General features: G+C 56.9%; 12 protein-coding genes and 2 tRNA genes. 11 read left to right on the top strand and 3 right to left on the bottom strand.

Annotated elements, in window-relative coordinates:
* Positions 1-278: 278 nt before the first annotated feature.
* From ACYX4K_RS11095 to ACYX4K_RS11050, 10 genes are all read left to right on the top strand, one after another.
* A tRNA-Met gene (locus ACYX4K_RS11095) sits at positions 279-355 on the top strand.
* 54 nt (positions 356-409) lie between these two features.
* Positions 410-486: transfer RNA gene (locus tag ACYX4K_RS11090), tRNA-Met, on the top strand.
* A 220-nt stretch (positions 487-706) separates the two neighbouring features.
* On the top strand, positions 707-1,177 hold the full coding sequence (gene rimP / locus ACYX4K_RS11085) for a ribosome maturation factor RimP (protein WP_475092066.1): 471 nt from the start codon (positions 707-709) through the stop codon (positions 1,175-1,177).
* Between the two features lie 150 nt (positions 1,178-1,327).
* Positions 1,328-2,830, top strand: coding sequence for a transcription termination factor NusA (gene nusA, locus ACYX4K_RS11080; RefSeq protein WP_475092067.1), 1,503 nt, complete (start codon positions 1,328-1,330; stop codon positions 2,828-2,830).
* 142 nt (positions 2,831-2,972) lie between these two features.
* Positions 2,973-5,810 (top strand): translation initiation factor IF-2, encoded by a 2,838-nt coding sequence (gene infB, locus ACYX4K_RS11075; protein ID WP_475092068.1) that lies wholly within the window; start codon positions 2,973-2,975, stop codon positions 5,808-5,810.
* A 193-nt stretch (positions 5,811-6,003) separates the two neighbouring features.
* On the top strand, positions 6,004-6,420 hold the full coding sequence (gene rbfA / locus ACYX4K_RS11070) for a 30S ribosome-binding factor RbfA (protein WP_475092069.1): 417 nt from the start codon (positions 6,004-6,006) through the stop codon (positions 6,418-6,420).
* Positions 6,420-7,370 carry a tRNA pseudouridine(55) synthase TruB gene (truB, locus tag ACYX4K_RS11065; protein ID WP_475092070.1) on the top strand — a complete coding sequence of 317 codons (951 nt, stop codon included), beginning with the start codon at positions 6,420-6,422 and terminating at the stop codon, positions 7,368-7,370. The genes rbfA and truB overlap by 1 nt, the downstream gene beginning before the upstream one ends.
* 176 nt (positions 7,371-7,546) lie before the next feature.
* A complete protein-coding gene (gene rpsO / locus ACYX4K_RS11060; protein ID WP_043318965.1) occupies positions 7,547-7,816 on the top strand; it encodes a 30S ribosomal protein S15 in 270 nt (89 codons plus the stop codon).
* Between the two features lie 205 nt (positions 7,817-8,021).
* The gene (gene pnp / locus ACYX4K_RS11055; RefSeq protein WP_475092071.1) at positions 8,022-10,139 is read left to right on the top strand and encodes a polyribonucleotide nucleotidyltransferase; all 2,118 of its coding nucleotides are present in this window, start codon (positions 8,022-8,024) and stop codon (positions 10,137-10,139) included.
* Positions 10,140-10,318: 179 nt separating this feature from the next.
* Positions 10,319-11,143 (top strand): sulfite exporter TauE/SafE family protein, encoded by an 825-nt coding sequence (locus tag ACYX4K_RS11050; protein WP_475092072.1) that lies wholly within the window; start codon positions 10,319-10,321, stop codon positions 11,141-11,143.
* 78 nt (positions 11,144-11,221) lie between these two features.
* Here ACYX4K_RS11050 and ACYX4K_RS11045 read toward each other — a convergent pair whose 3' ends face one another.
* Positions 11,222-12,757: a peptide MFS transporter gene (locus tag ACYX4K_RS11045; RefSeq protein ID WP_475092073.1), complete on the bottom strand. Its 1,536-nt coding sequence runs from the start codon at positions 12,755-12,757 to the stop codon at positions 11,222-11,224.
* A 190-nt stretch (positions 12,758-12,947) separates the two neighbouring features.
* Here ACYX4K_RS11045 and ACYX4K_RS11040 point away from each other — a divergent pair, with 190 nt between their 5' ends.
* Entirely contained in the window at positions 12,948-14,165 is a 1,218-nt protein-coding gene (locus ACYX4K_RS11040) for a tetratricopeptide repeat protein (RefSeq protein WP_476178694.1), read from the top strand.
* Between the two features lie 67 nt (positions 14,166-14,232).
* On the opposite strand, the gene ACYX4K_RS11035 is transcribed toward ACYX4K_RS11040, so the two are convergent.
* Positions 14,233-16,932: a TonB-dependent receptor plug domain-containing protein gene (locus ACYX4K_RS11035; protein ID WP_475092075.1), complete on the bottom strand. Its 2,700-nt coding sequence runs from the start codon at positions 16,930-16,932 to the stop codon at positions 14,233-14,235.
* 503 nt (positions 16,933-17,435) lie between these two features.
* On the bottom strand, positions 17,436-18,020 hold the full coding sequence (locus tag ACYX4K_RS11030) for a MarC family protein (RefSeq protein WP_255873261.1): 585 nt from the start codon (positions 18,018-18,020) through the stop codon (positions 17,436-17,438).
* Between the last annotated feature and the right edge of the window lie 138 nt (positions 18,021-18,158).

The following is an 18,158-nucleotide window of genomic DNA, read 5'->3' as shown; positions in this document are numbered from 1 at the left end:
CGATATTAAATAAAATGAGAATGTTTATCAATTCTGTTGCGGGGCTGTGGGGTGCAGCTGGCCATGCGATGTGGAAACGCTGGAAGTGATAAAAGTGTCTATATATAAGAAGCGAATCGCTGTTGTCCCCATCCCCTGGCGAATGGGTGTGATTAAATGCCAAAAGTGACTTGACTCCCCGGGGGGCGATCAATAGAATGCGCAGCCTCTTGAGCGGTTGGGGAAACCCATCGCGAGGGGCCGGTCTCTACCAGGATCCGGCCTCTGGGAAGTGTCGGTGCGGGGTGGAGCAGCCTGGTAGCTCGTCGGGCTCATAACCCGAAGGTCGTAGGTTCAAATCCTGCCCCCGCTACCAATTTCCATCTTATACTTCTGATGTGTAGATGGTTGTTAACTCCCAAGATGTTGTTGCGGGGTGGAGCAGCCTGGTAGCTCGTCGGGCTCATAACCCGAAGGTCGTAGGTTCAAATCCTGCCCCCGCTACCAAATTTTGCGAAAACATTTCAGGTTGTTTTCGCGCAGTAAAAGCCCCTGTTAGGGGCTTTTTCGTATCTGCGGCAAATGTGGTTTGCCATCCGAATGGGCCGGGAGTCGGCGCCGCGGTTTCTCATTCGGACCGTGGGGTCAGCTTCGCTGCCCATTTTTTGTTTTTAGCGATCGGCACCGCCGGTTGCGCATCCGCCCCGAAACGGGGCCACAAGGTGATATGGCAAGTAAGCGCGAACTGTTGGAGGAGCTTCTGGCTCCGGTGGTTGAGTCACTGGACTGTGAGCTGTGGGGTATCGACTATCAGACCCATGGCCGCAATGCGCTGTTGCGGATCTACATCGACGCCGAGCGCGGTATCTCCGTGGACGACTGTGAAAAAGTCAGCCGTCAGGTGAGCGCGGTGATGGATGTGGAAGATCCCATCAGCAGCAAGTACACCCTGGAAGTTTCTTCTCCGGGTATGGACCGTCCTCTGTATAAGCTGGAACAGTACCAGCGCTATATCGGCGCCCAGGTAGAGTTGCGCTTGCGCATGCCGCTGGACGGCCAGCGCAAATGGCGCGGCCTGCTGGCCGGTGTGGAAGGGGACGAGATCGTCTTGCGCATTGATAGCGAGAACGAATATCTGCTGCCCATCGACAGTATCGAGAAGGCCAATATTATTCCGCAGTTTGACGGCGATAAGTAAGTACAGAGTTAGTTTTAAAACTTGGATTATTGGGCCCGACTATGGGCCGACCATGTTAGGGCAATGCGGAAGTAGCCGGTGGGATATGCGGTAACAGTCCCATCAGCGCATTGATTAGTCAGCACGTAGCGTTTTTAAAGAGGCAGCTGCATGAACAAAGAGATCTTGCTGGTAGCCGAGGCGGTTTCCAACGAGAAAGGCGTTGACCGGGATATTATTTTCCAGGCAATTGAGGTGGCCCTCGCGACTGCCACTAAGAAGCGCTACGACGAAGACTCCACCATTGAGGTGATCATCGATCGCCGCACCGGTGACTACGAAACTTTCCGCAGCTGGGAAGTGGTCGACGACGAAACCCTCGCCGAGTTGGGCACCCAGTTCACCCTGGAAGAAGCCCATGAAAAAGACACCGAACTGAAAGCCGGTGATGTGTTCCGCGAGCAGGTAGAAAATGTCGAGTTCGGCCGTATCGCCGCGCAGACTGCCAAGCAGGTGATCGTACAGAAGGTACGTGAAGCCGAGCGCGCCAAGATCGTCGACGAGTATCGCGATCGCGTAGGTGAGCTGGTGAGCGGAACCGTGAAAAAGGTCACCCGCGACTTTATCGCCGTGGACTTGGGCAACAACGCCGAAGCGCGTTTGCCTCGCGACCAACTGGTTGGCCGGGAAATTTTCCGCCTTAACGACCGCGTCCGCGCCATCCTGCTGGAAATTGAGCCGGAAGCCCGCGGGCCGCAATTGAAATTGAGCCGCTCCTGCCCGCAAATGCTGATCGAGCTGTTCCGCATCGAAGTTCCGGAAATCTCCGAGCAGGTGATCGAGATCAAGGGCGCTGCCCGCGACCCGGGTCTGCGCGCCAAGATTGCGGTCAACACCAACGACGGTCGTATCGATCCGGTCGGCGCCTGTGTTGGTATGCGCGGTGCGCGAGTTCAGGCGGTTTCCAACGAGCTGTCCGGTGAACGCGTGGATATCGTTCTGTGGGACGACAACCCCGCCCAGTTCGTTATCAACGCTATGGCGCCTGCGGAAATCGAGTCCATCGTGGTCGACGAAGATGCGGGCTCCATGGACGTGGCGGTTGCCGAAGAAAACCTGGCCATGGCCATCGGCCGCAGCGGTCAGAACGTACGTCTCGCTTCTGAGTTGACCCAGTGGCAGATCAATGTGATGAGCGTTGATGAGTGGCAGGCCAAGCAGGAAGCAGAGTCCGGCAGCATCATGGAAACCTTCATGGAGCGCCTGGATATCGACGAAGACGTCGCTGGTGTGCTGGTGGAAGAAGGCTTTACCACCCTTGAAGAAGTGGCCTATGTGCCCATCGAGGAAATGCTGGGCATCGAAGGCTTCGACGAGGAAATCGCCGAAGAGCTGCGTGCCCGCGCCAAAGACGCTCTGCTGACGCAGGCGCTGGCGTCTGAAGAAGAGCTGGATGCGTCCGAGCCCCAGGAAGACCTGCTGAATATGGAAGGCATGGATCGTCAACTGGCGTTCCAGCTGGCCAGCCGCGGTGTTTCTTCCATGGAAGATCTGGCGGAGCAGGCGGTTGACGACCTGCTGGACATCGAAGGCATGGACCAGGAACGTGCCGCTGCATTGATCATGAAAGCGCGCGAGCCGTGGTTCGCCGACGACAGTGACCAAGAGGCTTAATGCCAGGGCGCCGGGCAAGAGCCCGGCCCTGCGCGTGGCGGATAACGCCCGCGCCCACCAATTGCCTGCCGTGCAGGCCAAGGGTGGAGCGGTAAAATGAACTGATACCGCTCCGCTGCAAAGAGACTTTTTAGGAGAAAGAATGGCCGAAGTAACAGTTAGCGAACTCGCCAAATCGGTTGGTGCCACCGAAGAGCGTCTGCTCAAGCAGATGCAGGAGGCGGGTTTGCCCCACACTTCAGCAGATGCAAATGTATCTGCGGAAGAAAAACAGGTCCTGCTCAATTTCCTGAAAAGCAGCCACGGCAGCAGCAAAGGGGAAGAGGACGCCGCTCCTCGCAAAATCACCCTCAAGCGCAAAACCACCACGACCTTGAAAACCGGCTCTGGCACAGGCCGCAAGACCGTGAATGTGGAAGTGCGCAAGAAGCGCACCTACGTTAAGCGCGCCGAAGCAGAAGGCGAGCAGGCGGAAGCCGAAATCGACACTTCCGCACTGCAGAAGGCGGAAGAAGAGCTGGCAGCGGCAGAAAAAGCCGCCGCCGATCGCGCCCGCGCCGAGCAGGAAGCGGCAGAAGCCGAAGCCAAGGCCCGCGCCGAAGCGGAAGCCAAGGCCCAGCAGGAAGCGGAAGCTGCTGCCCAGGCAGAAGCGGAAGCCAAGGCTGCAGCAGCTGAAGAAGCCGCCGCCAAGGAAGCCGCAGAAGCCAAGCCGGCAGAAGAGGCCAAGCCAGAGCAAAAGGCCAAGCCTGAGCCCAAGGCCGCGCCGAAGCCTGCGCCTGCCCCAATCCGTTCCAGCTATGTAGACGACATCGAAGCCATGCGCATCGCCGCCATGGAGCGCCGCAAGAAAGAAGCGGAACGCGAAGCGGCTGAGCTGGAAGAAAAGAAAGCGCGCGTAGAAGCCGAGCGCAAGCGTGTAGAAGAAGAGCAGAAAGAACGCGCGGAAAAAGCCAAGCAGAAAGCGGCGGTAGAAACCACCACCGAGAAACCATCCCTGCGCCGTAAGCAGGAAGCGGTTGTCGACGATCGCGACGACGACGAGCCGCGCAAGAAACGTAGCCGTCGCGGCAAGTCTGGCCCGAAGAAATCCAGCAAGACTTCCCTGTACGATGCCGCGCTGGAAGCCTTCGAAACGGAAGACGAGAAACGCAGCACCCGCTCTCTTTCTCGTCCTACGCTGAAAGTGAAGAACACACACGGCTTCAAGAAGCCGACAGGAAAGCAAGTGTACGAAGTGCAACTGGGCGAGACGATCACTGTCGGCGATCTTGCCAAGCAGTTGAATGTGAAGGCCGGCGAGCTGATCAAGCGCCTGATGAAAATGGGCGAGATGGTCACCATCAACCAGAGCCTGGATCGCGATACCGCGACCCTGCTGGTCGAAGAGCTGGGCCACACCGTGGTACTGCGCTCCGAGAACGAGTTGGAAGAAAAACTGGTTGCGATGACTGCCGATATCGAGGGTGAAGAAGTTTCCCGCGCGCCGGTGGTAACCGTTATGGGCCACGTTGACCACGGTAAAACCTCCCTGCTGGACTATATCCGCGAGACCAAAGTGGCCTCCGGTGAGGCCGGCGGTATTACCCAGCACATCGGTGCCTACCGCGTTAAAACCAGCCAGGGCGAGATCGCCTTCCTGGATACTCCGGGACACGCCGCGTTTACCGCCATGCGTGCCCGCGGTGCCCAGGCGACCGACGTGGTTATTCTGGTAGTGGCAGCGGACGACGGCGTAATGCCGCAGACCGAAGAAGCCATTGCGCACTCCAAGGCCGCAGGCGTGCCGATGGTTGTTGCCATCAACAAGTGCGACAAAGAATCCGCTGATCCGGATCGTGTGAAGAACGAACTGGCGGCGAAAGACGTTATCCCGGAAGACTGGGGCGGCGACACTCAGTTCATCGAAGTGTCTGCGCATACCGGTCAGGGCATCGACGACCTGCTGGAAGCGGTTTCCCTGCAGTCTGAAATGCTCGAGCTGAAAGCCAAAGTCGGCGTACCGGCGAACGGTGTTGTGATCGAGGCGCGTCTTGAGAAAGGCCGCGGTGTGGTTGCCACCCTGCTGGTACAGAGCGGCGAACTGAAGCGTGGCGATATCGTACTGGCGGGCCAGAGCTACGGCCGTGTACGTGCCATGACCAACGAGCTGGGCAAATCTGTGACCGAAGCCGGCCCGTCCACTCCGGTGGAGCTGCTGGGTCTGGACTCTACGCCGAATGCCGGTGACGAGTTCATGGTAGTTGCCGACGAGCGCAAGGCCCGTGAAGTGGCGGAGCAGCGAGCGGACAAAGAGCGTATCGAACGCATGCAGCGTCAGCAGGCGGCCAAGCTGGAAAACATGTTTGCCAACATGGAAGCCGGCGAGAAGAAAGTTCTGCCGGTTATCGTCAAAGCCGACGTGCGCGGTTCTCTGGAAGCGATCCAGGCAGCCCTCGCCGAGATCGGCAACGAAGAGGTTTCCGTCAACGTGGTTTCCAGCGGTGTGGGTGGTATCGCCGAAAACGATATCAACCTGGCCCTGACCTCCGGCGCCATCGTGATTGGTTTCAACACCCGTGCCGATGTGGCCGCACGCAAGCTGGCGGAAACTGAAAGCGTAGAAATCCGTTACTACAGCGTGATCTACAACCTGCTGGACGAAGTGAAGCAGGCCCTGTCTGGCATGCTGGATCCGGAAGAGCGCGAAGAAATCGTCGGTATCGCCGAAGTGCGCGACGTATTCCGCTCGCCGAAGCTGGGCGCTATTGCCGGCTGTATGGTCACCGAGGGTACCGTCTACCGCAACAAGCCGATCCGTGTACTGCGCGACAACGTTGTGATCTATGAAGGCGAACTGGAATCCCTGCGTCGCTTCAAAGACGACGTACAGGAAGTCCGCAACGGTATGGAGTGTGGTATCGGCGTTAAAGACTACAATGACGTCAAGCCGGGCGATCAGATCGAGGTCTTCGATATCGTCAAGGTAGCTCGCGAGCTGTAATTGACCGTCACCCTGACGAATATAGATCGTCACCCCGGCGAATATAAACCGTCACTCCGGCGAATATAAATCGTCACCCCGGCGCAGGCCGGGGTCCAGGGAACCCGCCACGGGGGCTAGCCGACCACCTGGGTATTCTGGATTCCGGCCTGCGCCGGAATGACGAGATACCGCCATTCTGAATAGGTAAAAAATGGCCAAAGAATTCCACCGTGCTGACCGGGTAGCCGACGCCATGCGTCGCGAGCTGGCCCGTCTGATCCAGCACGAAGTGCGCGACCCGCGGGTTGGCATGGTCAATGTCAACGACGTGGAAGTGAGCCGAGACCTCGCCACTGCCAAGGTTTTTGTAACCCTGGTGGGCGAGGACGACCGCAGCAAGATTGATATCTCCATGGAAGCGCTGAACAAGGCCGCGGGTTTCCTGCGTACCCAGCTCGCCAAAGAGATTCAGATGCGCTCCATCCCCCGCCTGCATTTCCGTTACGACGAAACCTCCGTACGCGGTCAGCACCTGTCTGCCCTGATCGACAAGGCGGTGAAGTCGGACCAGTCCAAATCAGGCGATGATGACGACAGTAGCGACGCCAGCGAGAAAGACAACGACTGATGGGCCGCCGACCAAAATGGGGCCGGCAGATTGATGGTGTGCTGTTGCTGAACAAGCCCGCCGGTATTTCTGCCAATGACGCCTTGCAACGAGCCAAACGCCTGTTCTTCGCTAACCGCGCCGGCCACACCGGCGCGCTGGACCCGCTGGCGACCGGTGTGCTGCCGATCTGTTTTGGCGAGGCGACCAAATTCTCCCAGTACCTTTTGGATGCGGACAAGCGCTACCGCAGCACCTTCTGTTTCGGCATGACCACCGAAACCGGCGATGCGGACGGCGACGTGGTTGCGACCAGCGATGCTTCCGGTATTACGGAAGAGCAGGTGCGCGATGCCATGGCCGAATTTCGCGGAACCATCAGCCAGATTCCCTCCATGTATTCTGCCCTCAAGCACAATGGCCAGCCCCTATACAAGCTGGCGCGCCAGGGTATCGAGGTGGAGCGGGAGCCGCGCCAGGTCGAGATTTTTTCCTACGAGCTGCTGAATTTCATCCCCGCCGACCAGTCCCCGGACAAACTGCCGCGGGCGGTGATCGAGGTGCACTGCTCCAAGGGCACTTATGTGCGCAGTCTGGCGGAAGACCTTGGCAAGGCGCTTGGCGTGGGTGCATTCGTCGAGAAGTTGCACCGCATCGCCGCCGGTCCCTACCACGAAGACGACTCGGTCACGCTGGACACACTGACCGAAGAGCGCGGAGAAGGGCGCGCGGAAGAGCTGGATCACCACCTGCTTCCGGCGGATTCTCCCGCCTCCGGCCTGCCCAAAATGATCCTTTCTGACGACACGGGTTACTATCTGCGTCAGGGTCAGCCGGTAATGGATCTGCAGGTCTATCGCTTGGGCGACGAAGGTGATATGGTGCGCCTCTTCCTGGAAAGTGGTGAATTTCTAGGCGTTGGAGAGATTACTGATGACGGGCGGGTCGCACCCCGTCGGTTGGTGAAGTAGCACTCCTGAACATCGTCATACCGGCGCAGACCGGTATCCAGTGGATTCCGGATCAAGTCCAGAATGACGGTAGGAAGGTACTGTGAGCGGGTAACCCGCAATCGCAACTAGCTGGTCTGTAAACATGCACGGGCCAGCCGAATTTTCAAAGCATGTTACGAACGAGGTAATTCGTTATGGCACTGTCTGCAAACGAAAAAGCAGCCATCCTGAAAGAGCACGGCCAAGCTGAAGGCGACACCGGTTCTCCGGAAGTCCAGGTAGCCCTGCTGACTGCCAACATCAACAAGCTTCAGGGTCACTTTGCTTCCCACAAGCAAGACCATCACTCCCGTCGTGGTCTGATCCGCATGGTAAACCAGCGTCGTAAGCTGCTGGACTACCTGAAGCGCAAGGATCTGAACCGTTACGCTCAGCTGATCGCCAAGCTCGGCCTGCGTCGCTAAGACCCTGAGAATGCCCGCCTTCTGGCGGGCATTCTTCTTTATAGAATTCGAATTTTCAGGGGTGCTATGTTTGCCTCTGGAATGTTGGGCTCTAAATTGGGCCCGGCAAATTCGTCTGTCTCTTATTGTGTTATTGAAGGCAGGCGAACAACTGTAGGGGCTGTTGGAATGGGCCAGCAGCCGTAAGGAAACAGGAAAGATACTAGTGAATCCAGTAATCAAAACCTTCCAGTACGGAAAAGACCAGGTCACCATCGAGACCGGACGCGTCGCACGCCAGGCCACTGGCTCAGCGCTGGTCACCATCGGTGAAACCGTTGTGTTGTGTACCGTTGTCGGCGCCAAAGAAGCCAAGCCAGACCAGAGCTTCTTCCCGCTGTCCGTACACTATGTAGAAAAGGCCTACGCGGCCGGCAAAATTCCCGGTGGCTTCTTTAAGCGTGAAGGCCGCCCGTCCGAGAAAGAAACTCTGACCTCCCGTCTGATCGACCGTCCGATCCGCCCGCTGTTCCCGAACGGCTTTATGAACGAAGTACAGGTAATGATCACCGTACTATCTGCGGAAAAAGACGTAGATCCGGATATCGCCGGCATGATCGGCACCTCCGCGGCACTGTCCGTATCTGGTATTCCTTTCGCTGGCCCGATTGGCGCCGCGCGTGTGGGTTACACCGAGAAAGATGGCTACATCCTGAACCCGGGTTACGCGGCTCTGAAAGAGTCCGAACTGGACATGGTTGTGGCTGGTACCAAAGACGCGGTTCTGATGGTGGAATCCGAAGCAGCAGAACTGCCGGAAGACATCATGCTGGGCGCGGTACTGTTCGCCCACCAGGAAATGCAGGCCGTTGTTAAAGTTTGCGCCGAGCTGAAAGCCGAAGCCGGCAAGCCCACCTGGGACTGGCAGGCAGAAGCGGTCAACGAAGATCTGAAATCCGCGCTGGAAGCGCAGTTCGGTGAGAAAGTGGCAGAAGCCTACAAAATCACCGACAAGCAACAGCGTACCGCCCGACTGGGTGAGCTGCGCAACGAAGCGGCCGAAGCCCTGTCTTCTGACGAGCTGGATGCCGGCACCGTAAAAAGCTACTTCGGCAAGCTCGAGAAGAAAACCGTACGCGGCGCCGTGGTGCGCGGTGAGCCCCGTATCGACGGTCGCGACACCAAAACCGTACGCCCGATCTCCGTAGAAGTCGGCGTACTGCCGAAAGGTCACGGTTCTGCGCTGTTCACCCGTGGTGAAACCCAGGCACTGGTGGTTTCCACTCTGGGTGCTACCCGCGATGCGCAGATCATCGACGCCCTGGAAGGCGAGCGTAAAGACTACTTTATGCTGCACTACAACTTCCCTCCCTACTCCGTAGGTGAAGCGGGCCGTGTAGGCGCTACCGGCCGTCGCGAAATCGGCCACGGCCGTCTGGCCCGCCGCGGTATCGCTGCAGTACTGCCGAACCCGGAAGAATTCCCCTACACCCTGCGTGTGGTTTCCGAGATCACCGAATCCAACGGTTCCAGCTCCATGGCTTCCGTGTGTGGTTCCAGCCTGGCACTGATGGACGCGGGTGTACCGCTGAAAGCGCCGGTTGCCGGTATCGCCATGGGCCTGGTGAAGGAAGACGAAGGCTTCGCGGTTCTGACCGATATCCTGGGTGATGAAGACCACCTGGGCGACATGGACTTCAAGGTAGCCGGTACCGCTTCTGGTGTCACTGCACTGCAGATGGACATCAAGATCGAAGGCATCACCGAAGAGATCATGGAAACTGCCCTGGAGCAGGCCCTGCATGCGCGCCTGCATATCCTGGCGGAAATGAACAAGGTGATCGGCGCTTCTCGTGACGTGGTCAACGAAAATGCCCCGCGCTACGCCACCCTGAAGATCCATCCGGACAAGATCCGCGACGTGATCGGTAAAGGCGGCGCTACCATCCGCTCCATCACCGAAGAAACCGGTGCTTCCATCGATATCGAAGACGACGGCAGCATCAAGGTATTCGGCGAAGACGGTGAGAGCCTGGAAGCGGCAGTTACCCGCATCGAGGAAATCACCGCGGAAGCGGAGATCGGCGCCATCTACGAAGGTAAAGTTGTACGTATCGTCGACTTCGGCGCATTCGTAAACTTCCTGCCGGGCAAAGACGGTCTGGTGCATATCTCCCAGATCGCCGAAGAGCGCGTCAATGCGGTCACCGACTACCTGAGCGAAGGCCAGATGGTCAAAGTGAAGGTGCTGGACGTGGACCAGCGCGGCCGCATCAAGCTGTCCATTAAGGAAGCCAAAGCCGAAGAAGCCGAGCAGGCGGATGAGGCCACTGGCGAGGAGTAATTCCTCCCGGTTTGGCACGCTTGCTTGCAAGCGACGGAAAACGGTGGCTATATGCCACCGTTTTTTCATTCGGGCCATCCTTGGCCCTCACCCTTCGGGCAGCCTTCGGCTGTGCAAAACGGCTTTCCTGCCGTTTTGTTTGAATGAACTTTATAAGCAGGGATTCCGGGGGAAGTTCAGTGGAAGTGTTATTGATTTACCTGTTGGTGGGGATGGGCGCAGGTACTATCGCGGGTTTGTTCGGTGTGGGCGGAGGCCTGATTATCGTGCCCGCTTTGGTCCTGGTATTTACCGCACAGGGCATCGCGCCGGAAATTCTTACCCATATGGCCGTAGGTACTTCGCTCGCCACCATCATCATTACCTCCATCAGCTCGGTGCGTACCCATCACGGCAAGCGTGCAGTCGACTGGAAGATCGTTGCCGCCATGGCGCCGGGTATTCTGCTTGGATCCTGGATAGGCGGTGTGACCGCAGACTGGCTGAGCGGGGCCTGGTTACAGCTGCTGATCGGACTGTTTGCCGTTGGTATCGCGCTCAAAATGTGGCTCGATGGCCTGCGCAAGGGATCGCTGCCGAGCAACGGCGAAAAGGTGCCGGGGAGGGTGGGCTTGTCGATTGCCGGCGGCTTTATCGGCTGGGTTTCCGCCATCTTCGGGATTGGTGGGGGCTCACTAACGGTACCCTTCCTGTCCCGCTGTCATGTGGTCATGCAGCGCGCGGTGGCGACGTCGGCAGCCTGTGGTTTGCCGATTGCCATTGCCGGCGCGCTCAGTTTTGCCGTGCAGGGCTGGAGTAACCCGCAGTTACCGGAGTGGAGTAGCGGTTATATTTACTGGCCTGCGTTCCTGGGTATTGTTCTGGCCAGCACCTGGTTTGCCCGCTTCGGTGCCCTGCTGGCCCATAAACTGTCGCCTCAATTGCTGAAGAACTGCTTTGCGGGGTTGCTGTTTATAATTGGTGCGCGGTTTATCTGGCTGAACTATGCGGTAGTTGCCAGCTGATTTATTCGACTGGCTAATTAATAAAAAGGCCGCTGTGGTTTCCCGCAGCGGCCTTTTTATTTCGGGCTAAGCCGAGAATCAAACAGTCTTCGCAGGTGCCTCGGCCGGCTCAACCGCTTCGATATGATCCTCACCCTGGCCTTCCCAGGATTTGGACTTCAGGCTGATCAGCGCGATTACCGCACCGATGCCAATGCTGAAGATCGCAATCTGCAGGTACAGATTCGGCAGCTCGGATACATTGTTTGGATCGAAGTTACCCGCCAGCAGACCGGCAATGATGTTGCCGATGGAGTAGGTGAGTACGAACACACCCATCATCTGACCGGCAAAACGACGCGGGGACAGTTTGCTCACCGCACTCAGGGCAACCGGGCTCAGGCACAGTTCACCCACGGTGTGCAGGAAGTAAGTGGTTACCAGCCACATCGGGGCTACTTTCAGGCCCGCAGCGGCTTGCTGGGCAGCAAAGAACATCACGATAAAGCCGGTAGCCATGATGATCAGGCCAATGGCGCACTTCATACCGTAGGACGGCGAGATCATGCGCTTGCCCAGGTTGATCCACAGAGCGGCGAAGAATGGCGACAGAATGATGATGAACATCGGGTTCACATTCTGGAACCAGGAAGCCGGGATCTCGAAGGAACCGAGCATGCGATCGGTGAAATCGCGACCAAACAGGTTCAGGGAGGAGCCCGCCTGTTCAAAGCCGGACCAGAAGCAGGCAGAAGCCACACACACCAGGAACAGGGCCCACATGCGCTTCTTCTCTGCCTGGGTCAGCTTGCCGCCAAAGTAGATGTAGGCGTAGTAGGCAAAGAAAATCAGGGTGAAGGCAACGGCAACGTACTTGGCCACGGCAACCGGATCAAACGCGATCACACCGCTCATGGTCAGCGCGGTGATCACCACCACGGCACCTACGATTGCCCAGATGGTGCTCCAGGCTTTTTTCTCGCCGGCTGGTGTCATCGGGTGTTCCGGCTTCAGGCTGGCGTTACCCAGGTTGCCAATGGTCTTGCGGTACTGGACCAGACCGATTGCCATACCAACGGCTGCGGCGCCAAAGCCCCAGTGCCAGCCCACTTTCTCGCCAAAGTAACCACAGATCATGTAGCCCAGCACGGAACCAATATTGATACCCATGTAGTAAAGGGCGTAACCGCTGTCGCGACGCACATCGTCGTCGGAATAGAGGTGGCCAACCAGTGCACTAATATTGGGTTTGAGCAGGCCGGTACCGGTAGCAACCAGGATCAGGCCGATAAAGAAGGTGTGTTCGCTGGGGATGGCGAGCACGATATGGCCGCACATGATGATGATGCCGCCGTACCAGACGGTACGCTGGCCGCCGAGCAGACGGTCGGCAATCCAGCCCCCTGGGAGACCCAGGAAGTACACCGCACCGGTGTAGAGGCCGTAGATGGCCGTGGCAGCAGCCACGGTGAAGGCGAGGCCTTCCTGCTGCAGGCTGGCGGTCATGAACAGGACCAGCAGGGCCCGCATGCCGTAGTAACTCATCCGCTCCCACATCTCGGTAAAGAACAGGGTGGAGAGCCCTTTGGGATGGCCAAAGAAGCCATCGCTGTTTTGTTGTGGCTGTGACGACATATCAGTTGTTCCGATTGTTATAGCTTTAGCTCGTTATAGCTTTAATTGAGACCTTCCCGAGTGTAACAGCGGTCCCGGAAACTGGCGAATGGTTACAGGTGAAACAGGAAATGAACCTGCGAAAGGTATTCCTACGCGACAAGAATTGTGGAAAATCAGGGATTCAGAACACGTTATGGGGAGAATAACCATGAAAACCCCGGAAAATTCTGGACTGCCAGAAATCAAACGGTCACAACCTGCTAACCCCGGGCGCTTCCAGCCCAGGCGGATCGCCGCCTGCAGCGCAATCGTTGCTGTGTTACTGGCCGGCTGTGCCGCAAATCCTTCGGATATGTCTGAGCCTGTCGATGTGGGCTGGCTGCTCTCGGGACAGGCGCTGTTTGAGCAGCCCCTGTCACAGGTTGAGCTGCCGGAAGACGATATTCTCGGTCTATCCCCTGAAATGCGAGCGTACCTCGCCCGGGTAGCGCCGGATGCGAGCCCCCAGCAGCGTTTGCGAGCATTGCTGAATGGATTCGAGAGTCGAGACTTCACTGTTCGCTATCAGGCGGATCAGACGTTGACCGCCGGTGAGACCTACCGCCAGCAGGTGGGCAACTGCATGGCCTTTACGGTGATGATGGTTTCCATGGCGAGGGAGCTGGGCGCGGATGCCTACTTCAATCAGGTCGAAGTCCCTCCGGTGTGGGGCCATGAGGAGTCGCAGACCTTTGTGGTGTACCGCCATATCAATATGGTGAGCGAGACTCCCCGCGGCCGCCGCGTGGTGGATTTCAATCTCGAGGCCTATGACCCCATCTACGACCAGCGGAAACTGTCGGATAACGAAGCTTTTGCACAGTACTACAGCAATCGCGGCCTGGAGCTGATGCAGCAGGAGCAAATGATCGATGCGTTCCGCTATTTGCGTAAGGCGCTGGACCTGAGGCCAGGAGACGCGGACCTGTGGGCAAACCTCGGAGCTCTATATAGTCGCAATCGGGAGTTTGCTGCCGCAGAACAGAGCTACCTGCATGCATTGCAGCTGAAAAGCAGCCATACCATTGCCATGAGTAATCTGGAACGCTTGTATCGCAAGCAGAGTAAGTTCGACCTGGCCGATCACTATGCCGAAAAGGCCCGCTTCCATCGCGAACGCAACCCCTACTACCTTTATTATCAGGCGCGCAACGCGTATGAGCATGGTGATTATAAAAGCGCAAAGAAGCAGTTAAAGCGTGCTATCTGGCAATACGAGGATGATCACCGGTTTCATTTTTTGATGGGGTTGACCAGTTTCAAATTGGGCGAAGTGGACAACTCGAAAGAGTATTTTTCTGAGGCATTCTCGCTGGCGGATAATCCGGGAACCCAACGTGCGTACAACAGGAAGCTAAATTATTTGCTAAGTAGTCACGGTGAATAAAAAAGGGGGATGCCATTGGCATCCCCCTTTTTTGTTGACTGAACGTCTACAACGTCAGGTCCGCAACTTAGAACTGGTAAGAAGCACCAGCCCAGAAGTAGCGGCCCTGGAAGTCGTAGAAGCTGTTCCAGTCGCTGCCGGAGGTAGTGTGCGGATCCTTGTCGGATACGTTATCAATACCAGCGGACAGGCGAGTGCCTTCGTTGATGTCCCAGCCTGCACGCAGGTTCAGGTAAGTGATGGACTTAACCGGCAGGTAGGGGCTTTCACCGTCGTCGAAGTACTGCATTTCAGCACCCAGATCCCAGTCGTTGCCGTACCAGGTCGCGCTGGCCAGGCCGCGCCATTTCACGTACAGACCACCGGTGGTACCAACGTATTCCAGGTAGTCAGACTCGGTGCCGGACTGCTCGTTGAATTCGTTGTACTCCAGCAGGCGGGAAGCCTGTGCACGCAGGCCCAGACGGCCAGCGTCGAAGTGCAGGTTTTGAACGATGTCGACGTCAACACCACGGGTGTCGATCTGACCGATGTTCATCTTCGCACCTTCCAGGGATACGATTTGGTCGCCCGCGCCGCGGGTTACGAAGGAACAAGCGCTCGCAACACCGTCACGGAAGCAATCATCCAGGATGCGCTGCAGATCCGGAGAGGTGATCGCGTCTTCGATGCTGATGTCGTAGTAGTCCAGAGTAATAGACAGGTCGTCTACGAAGCTCGGGGTCCAAACGATACCGGCAGTGAAAGTTTCCGCTTCTTCCGGGGTCAGCTCTTCGTTACCGCCAATGTTGGTCGGTACCTGGTTGCCGGACTGAGTGAAGCCTGCGCCAACCATGCCACAGTTTCCACCCTGGCCGTCTTTGTTTGCTTCGCTGGTGTCGCACGGGTCGATCAGGTACTCGTAGCTCTGAGCGGAGCCACTGAACAACTCGTAGATACCCGGTGCACGGAAAGAAGTGGAGTAGCTGGTACGGAAACGCACATCTTCAACCGGTGCGTAAACCAGGCCAACTTTACCAGTGCTCTGGCCACCGAAGGTGCTGAAGTCAGAGTAGCGAACCGCTACGTCTGCAGTCAGCTCTTCTGCGAAGCGCGCGCCTTGCAGGATCGGCAGATTGAATTCTGCAAACACCTCGGTTACGTCGTACTCACCGCCGGTAGCGTCTTGCTGGTTACCGAAAGTGTCGCCACTTTGAGTTTGTACAGACGGGTTAAACTCACCGGACTCTTCACGGTATTCAACGCCCGCTGCAAAGCCCAGAGCGCCGCCCTGGAATTCAATAGCGTTGATGTCGCCAGACAGAGATGCGCCAACGTTCAGCAGCTCATAAGAGTTGTCTTCGTAATCGTCGTAGCGGAAGTAGTCCATGATTTCGGGGCTCATACCGCCAGCGAAATCGTAGTCCAGGCCAGCTTCACCGCTGAAGATTTCTTCCAACTTGGTTTTGTTGTAAGAGTTCAGGATGACGTTTTCGCCTTCGTTCTTGCCGTAGCTTACGAAGGAGTCCCAGCTCCAACCGTTGGAGAAGTCACCGTTCAGGCCGGTAGCCAGACGGTAGGTGTCGGTGGTCTGCTCGTAAGAGCGGGTACCGCCAGATACCGGGCGAATACGGAAATCGGAGAAGCCGTCAACCCAGTCGGTGCCGTGAGAGGCTTCCGGTGCAGTTGGCTCCAGTCCTTCTGGGCTGCCCTGGGCTTCCCACTCAGCTTTAGCAGCTTCATAGGCAGCTACTTCGATCTGGTAAGCGTTATCGGCTGCTTGCCATGCTTCGTCCAGCTGAGACTTGATGGCCTCAGGCAGGTGAGTTTCCGGATCCAGGTCAAAACCGTTACCCGCATACAGAGGCTGTGCAGCCAGCTGCTGGTTGCTGGTTTTGGTGGTGAAGCTCGCTTCACCCCACAGCTCTACGCTGTCGGTAATGGAGAATTTACCGGACGCGGTAGCGGAAGTACGTTCCATGGCGCCAGACAGCCACATGTGCTGGCCGATGTCGTAACCAGCGTAGTCGCCCAGAGTCACGCCATCTTCACCGATGCTGAAGCTGCCGTAGTTGGTGAAGATATTACCGTTCGGACCCATGGAACTGGTCAGGCCAGCCCAGTCGCGATCGTTGTAGGTGATTTCGTCGCGCTGTGCGTGGCTGATGTTGGCAATGAAGCTACCGCGCTCGCCTTCGCTACCGAAGGTGATGGACAGGTCGCCGTTCTCACCGCCACCGTGCTTGGTCGCACCAGCGCGTGCATTGATGCGAACGCCGTCGAAGGAGTCCTTCATGACCACGTTGATCACACCGGCAACCGCGTCAGCACCGTATACGGCAGAAGCACCGTCGGTCAGCACTTCGATACGGTCGATCATATCAACCGGGATGTTGTTCATATCTACCGCAGAGCTAACGCCGGAAGCGGAAGAGACGAAACGACGGCCATTTACCAGTACCAGGGTGCGGGCAGAGCCGAGGTTGCGCAGATCAACGAATGCCAGACCCTGGCCGCCGTTGTTGTCGTTTGCATTGATACCGGTGGTACCCATGGACGGCAGCTGGTTCAGCAGCTCGTCGATGGTGCCAACGCCGGAGCGGCTGATCGCTTCGGAATCAACGATAGTAATCGGGCCGGTAGTAGACAGCGGATCACGTGCAATACGGGAACCGGTAACGATGACTTCTTCAACAGCTGGACCAGGCACGTTTTCCTGAGCGGAAACACCGGTAGCGGCGATGGTGCCGAGTGCTGCAATAGCGATACTCAACTTGGTCTTGATCATAAATGCATCCTTTATGTATTTAGAGGCACTTTTATTGGTTTGTTGTAATTCGAGTGCGCGCTGACTTTAAAGGATGAAATAGATTTGTGGAACTAACCTGACATAAGGGTATCAGATGCCTATCGTGGATTCTGCGTCTTTATTGATCACACTGGATAAATGGTGAACGTTAAGAAGTGTTGGCGTCCTGATAATTTGAAATTATTTATTAGAATTTATTAAATTTCAGTTAAATTTAGGACATGCATAACTATCGATCGGGTTGTCAGGGTTGTTTAATTTTTGCGCGATCGAAGGGGGTTGGTTAAAAATTGAGTGGTGATGGGACTTTTCATTCGTTCGCAGAGGTATATTTCTTTAAATCAATTTGGCTCGATAATTAATTCTGCGAAAGTAAATTTATTCAGTGGGTGTCAGTTTTCGCGGTGGGTCTGCGTGGACAAGTCCGTGCGGGGTCTGTGGTTGCGAGGCGCAGGGTGGTCAACGCCTCGCAACTGAGGGGGTTAAGCCAGGCTTTGCTTGATACCATCCAGGAAGAGCTGCACGGCCAGCATTACCAGTACCATACCCATCAGGCGCTCTACCGCGATCAATCCGCGATTCCCCAGCAGGCGGGCGAGTGGTGACGACGCTAGCAGAATCACCGCGGATACCGCCCAGGCCCCAAGCAGCGCCAGAGTCCAGTCCCACAGTTGTTCCCCTTCGCTGTTTGTCATCAGCATAAGAATTGCCATGGTGGACGGCCCTGCTACCAGCGGCACGGCGAGTGGTACAAAGAAGGGCTCCCCCTCCAGCCGCTCTCCCATGATGCCCCCCTCGATGGGGAAAACCATTCGAATTGCGATCAGGAAAAGAATAATCGCCCCAGCAATCCGAATGGCCTCTTGGGAGAGCCCCAGCCATGCCAAAACGAACCGGCCGCCATAAAGGAATACCAGCAGCACAATCAGGGCGAAAATCAGTTCGCGCATAATCACATAGAGTTGCCGCTTGGGCGGGACATTCTTCAGAGCGGCGAGGAATACCGGGATGTTGCCCAGTGGGTCCATTACGAAGAGGAGAGTTAAGAAGGCGGTTAATGTGTCCATGATGGCGGTATAGCTGAATGATTGTGGAAAAACCGGCTTTGTTCGTCTTAACAGGGTTACCTTCTAAAATCTTATGACTTTCCCTGCCATACCCGGCAGCGCTACAGGTCAAAAGATAAAAGCAGGGAGTTAAGGCAA

The sequence above is a fragment of the Microbulbifer sp. ABF4_107 genome, assembly GCF_056312215.1.
Note: the sequence above shows the minus strand (reverse complement) of the source record. Positions and strands in the feature narration are given on the sequence as shown.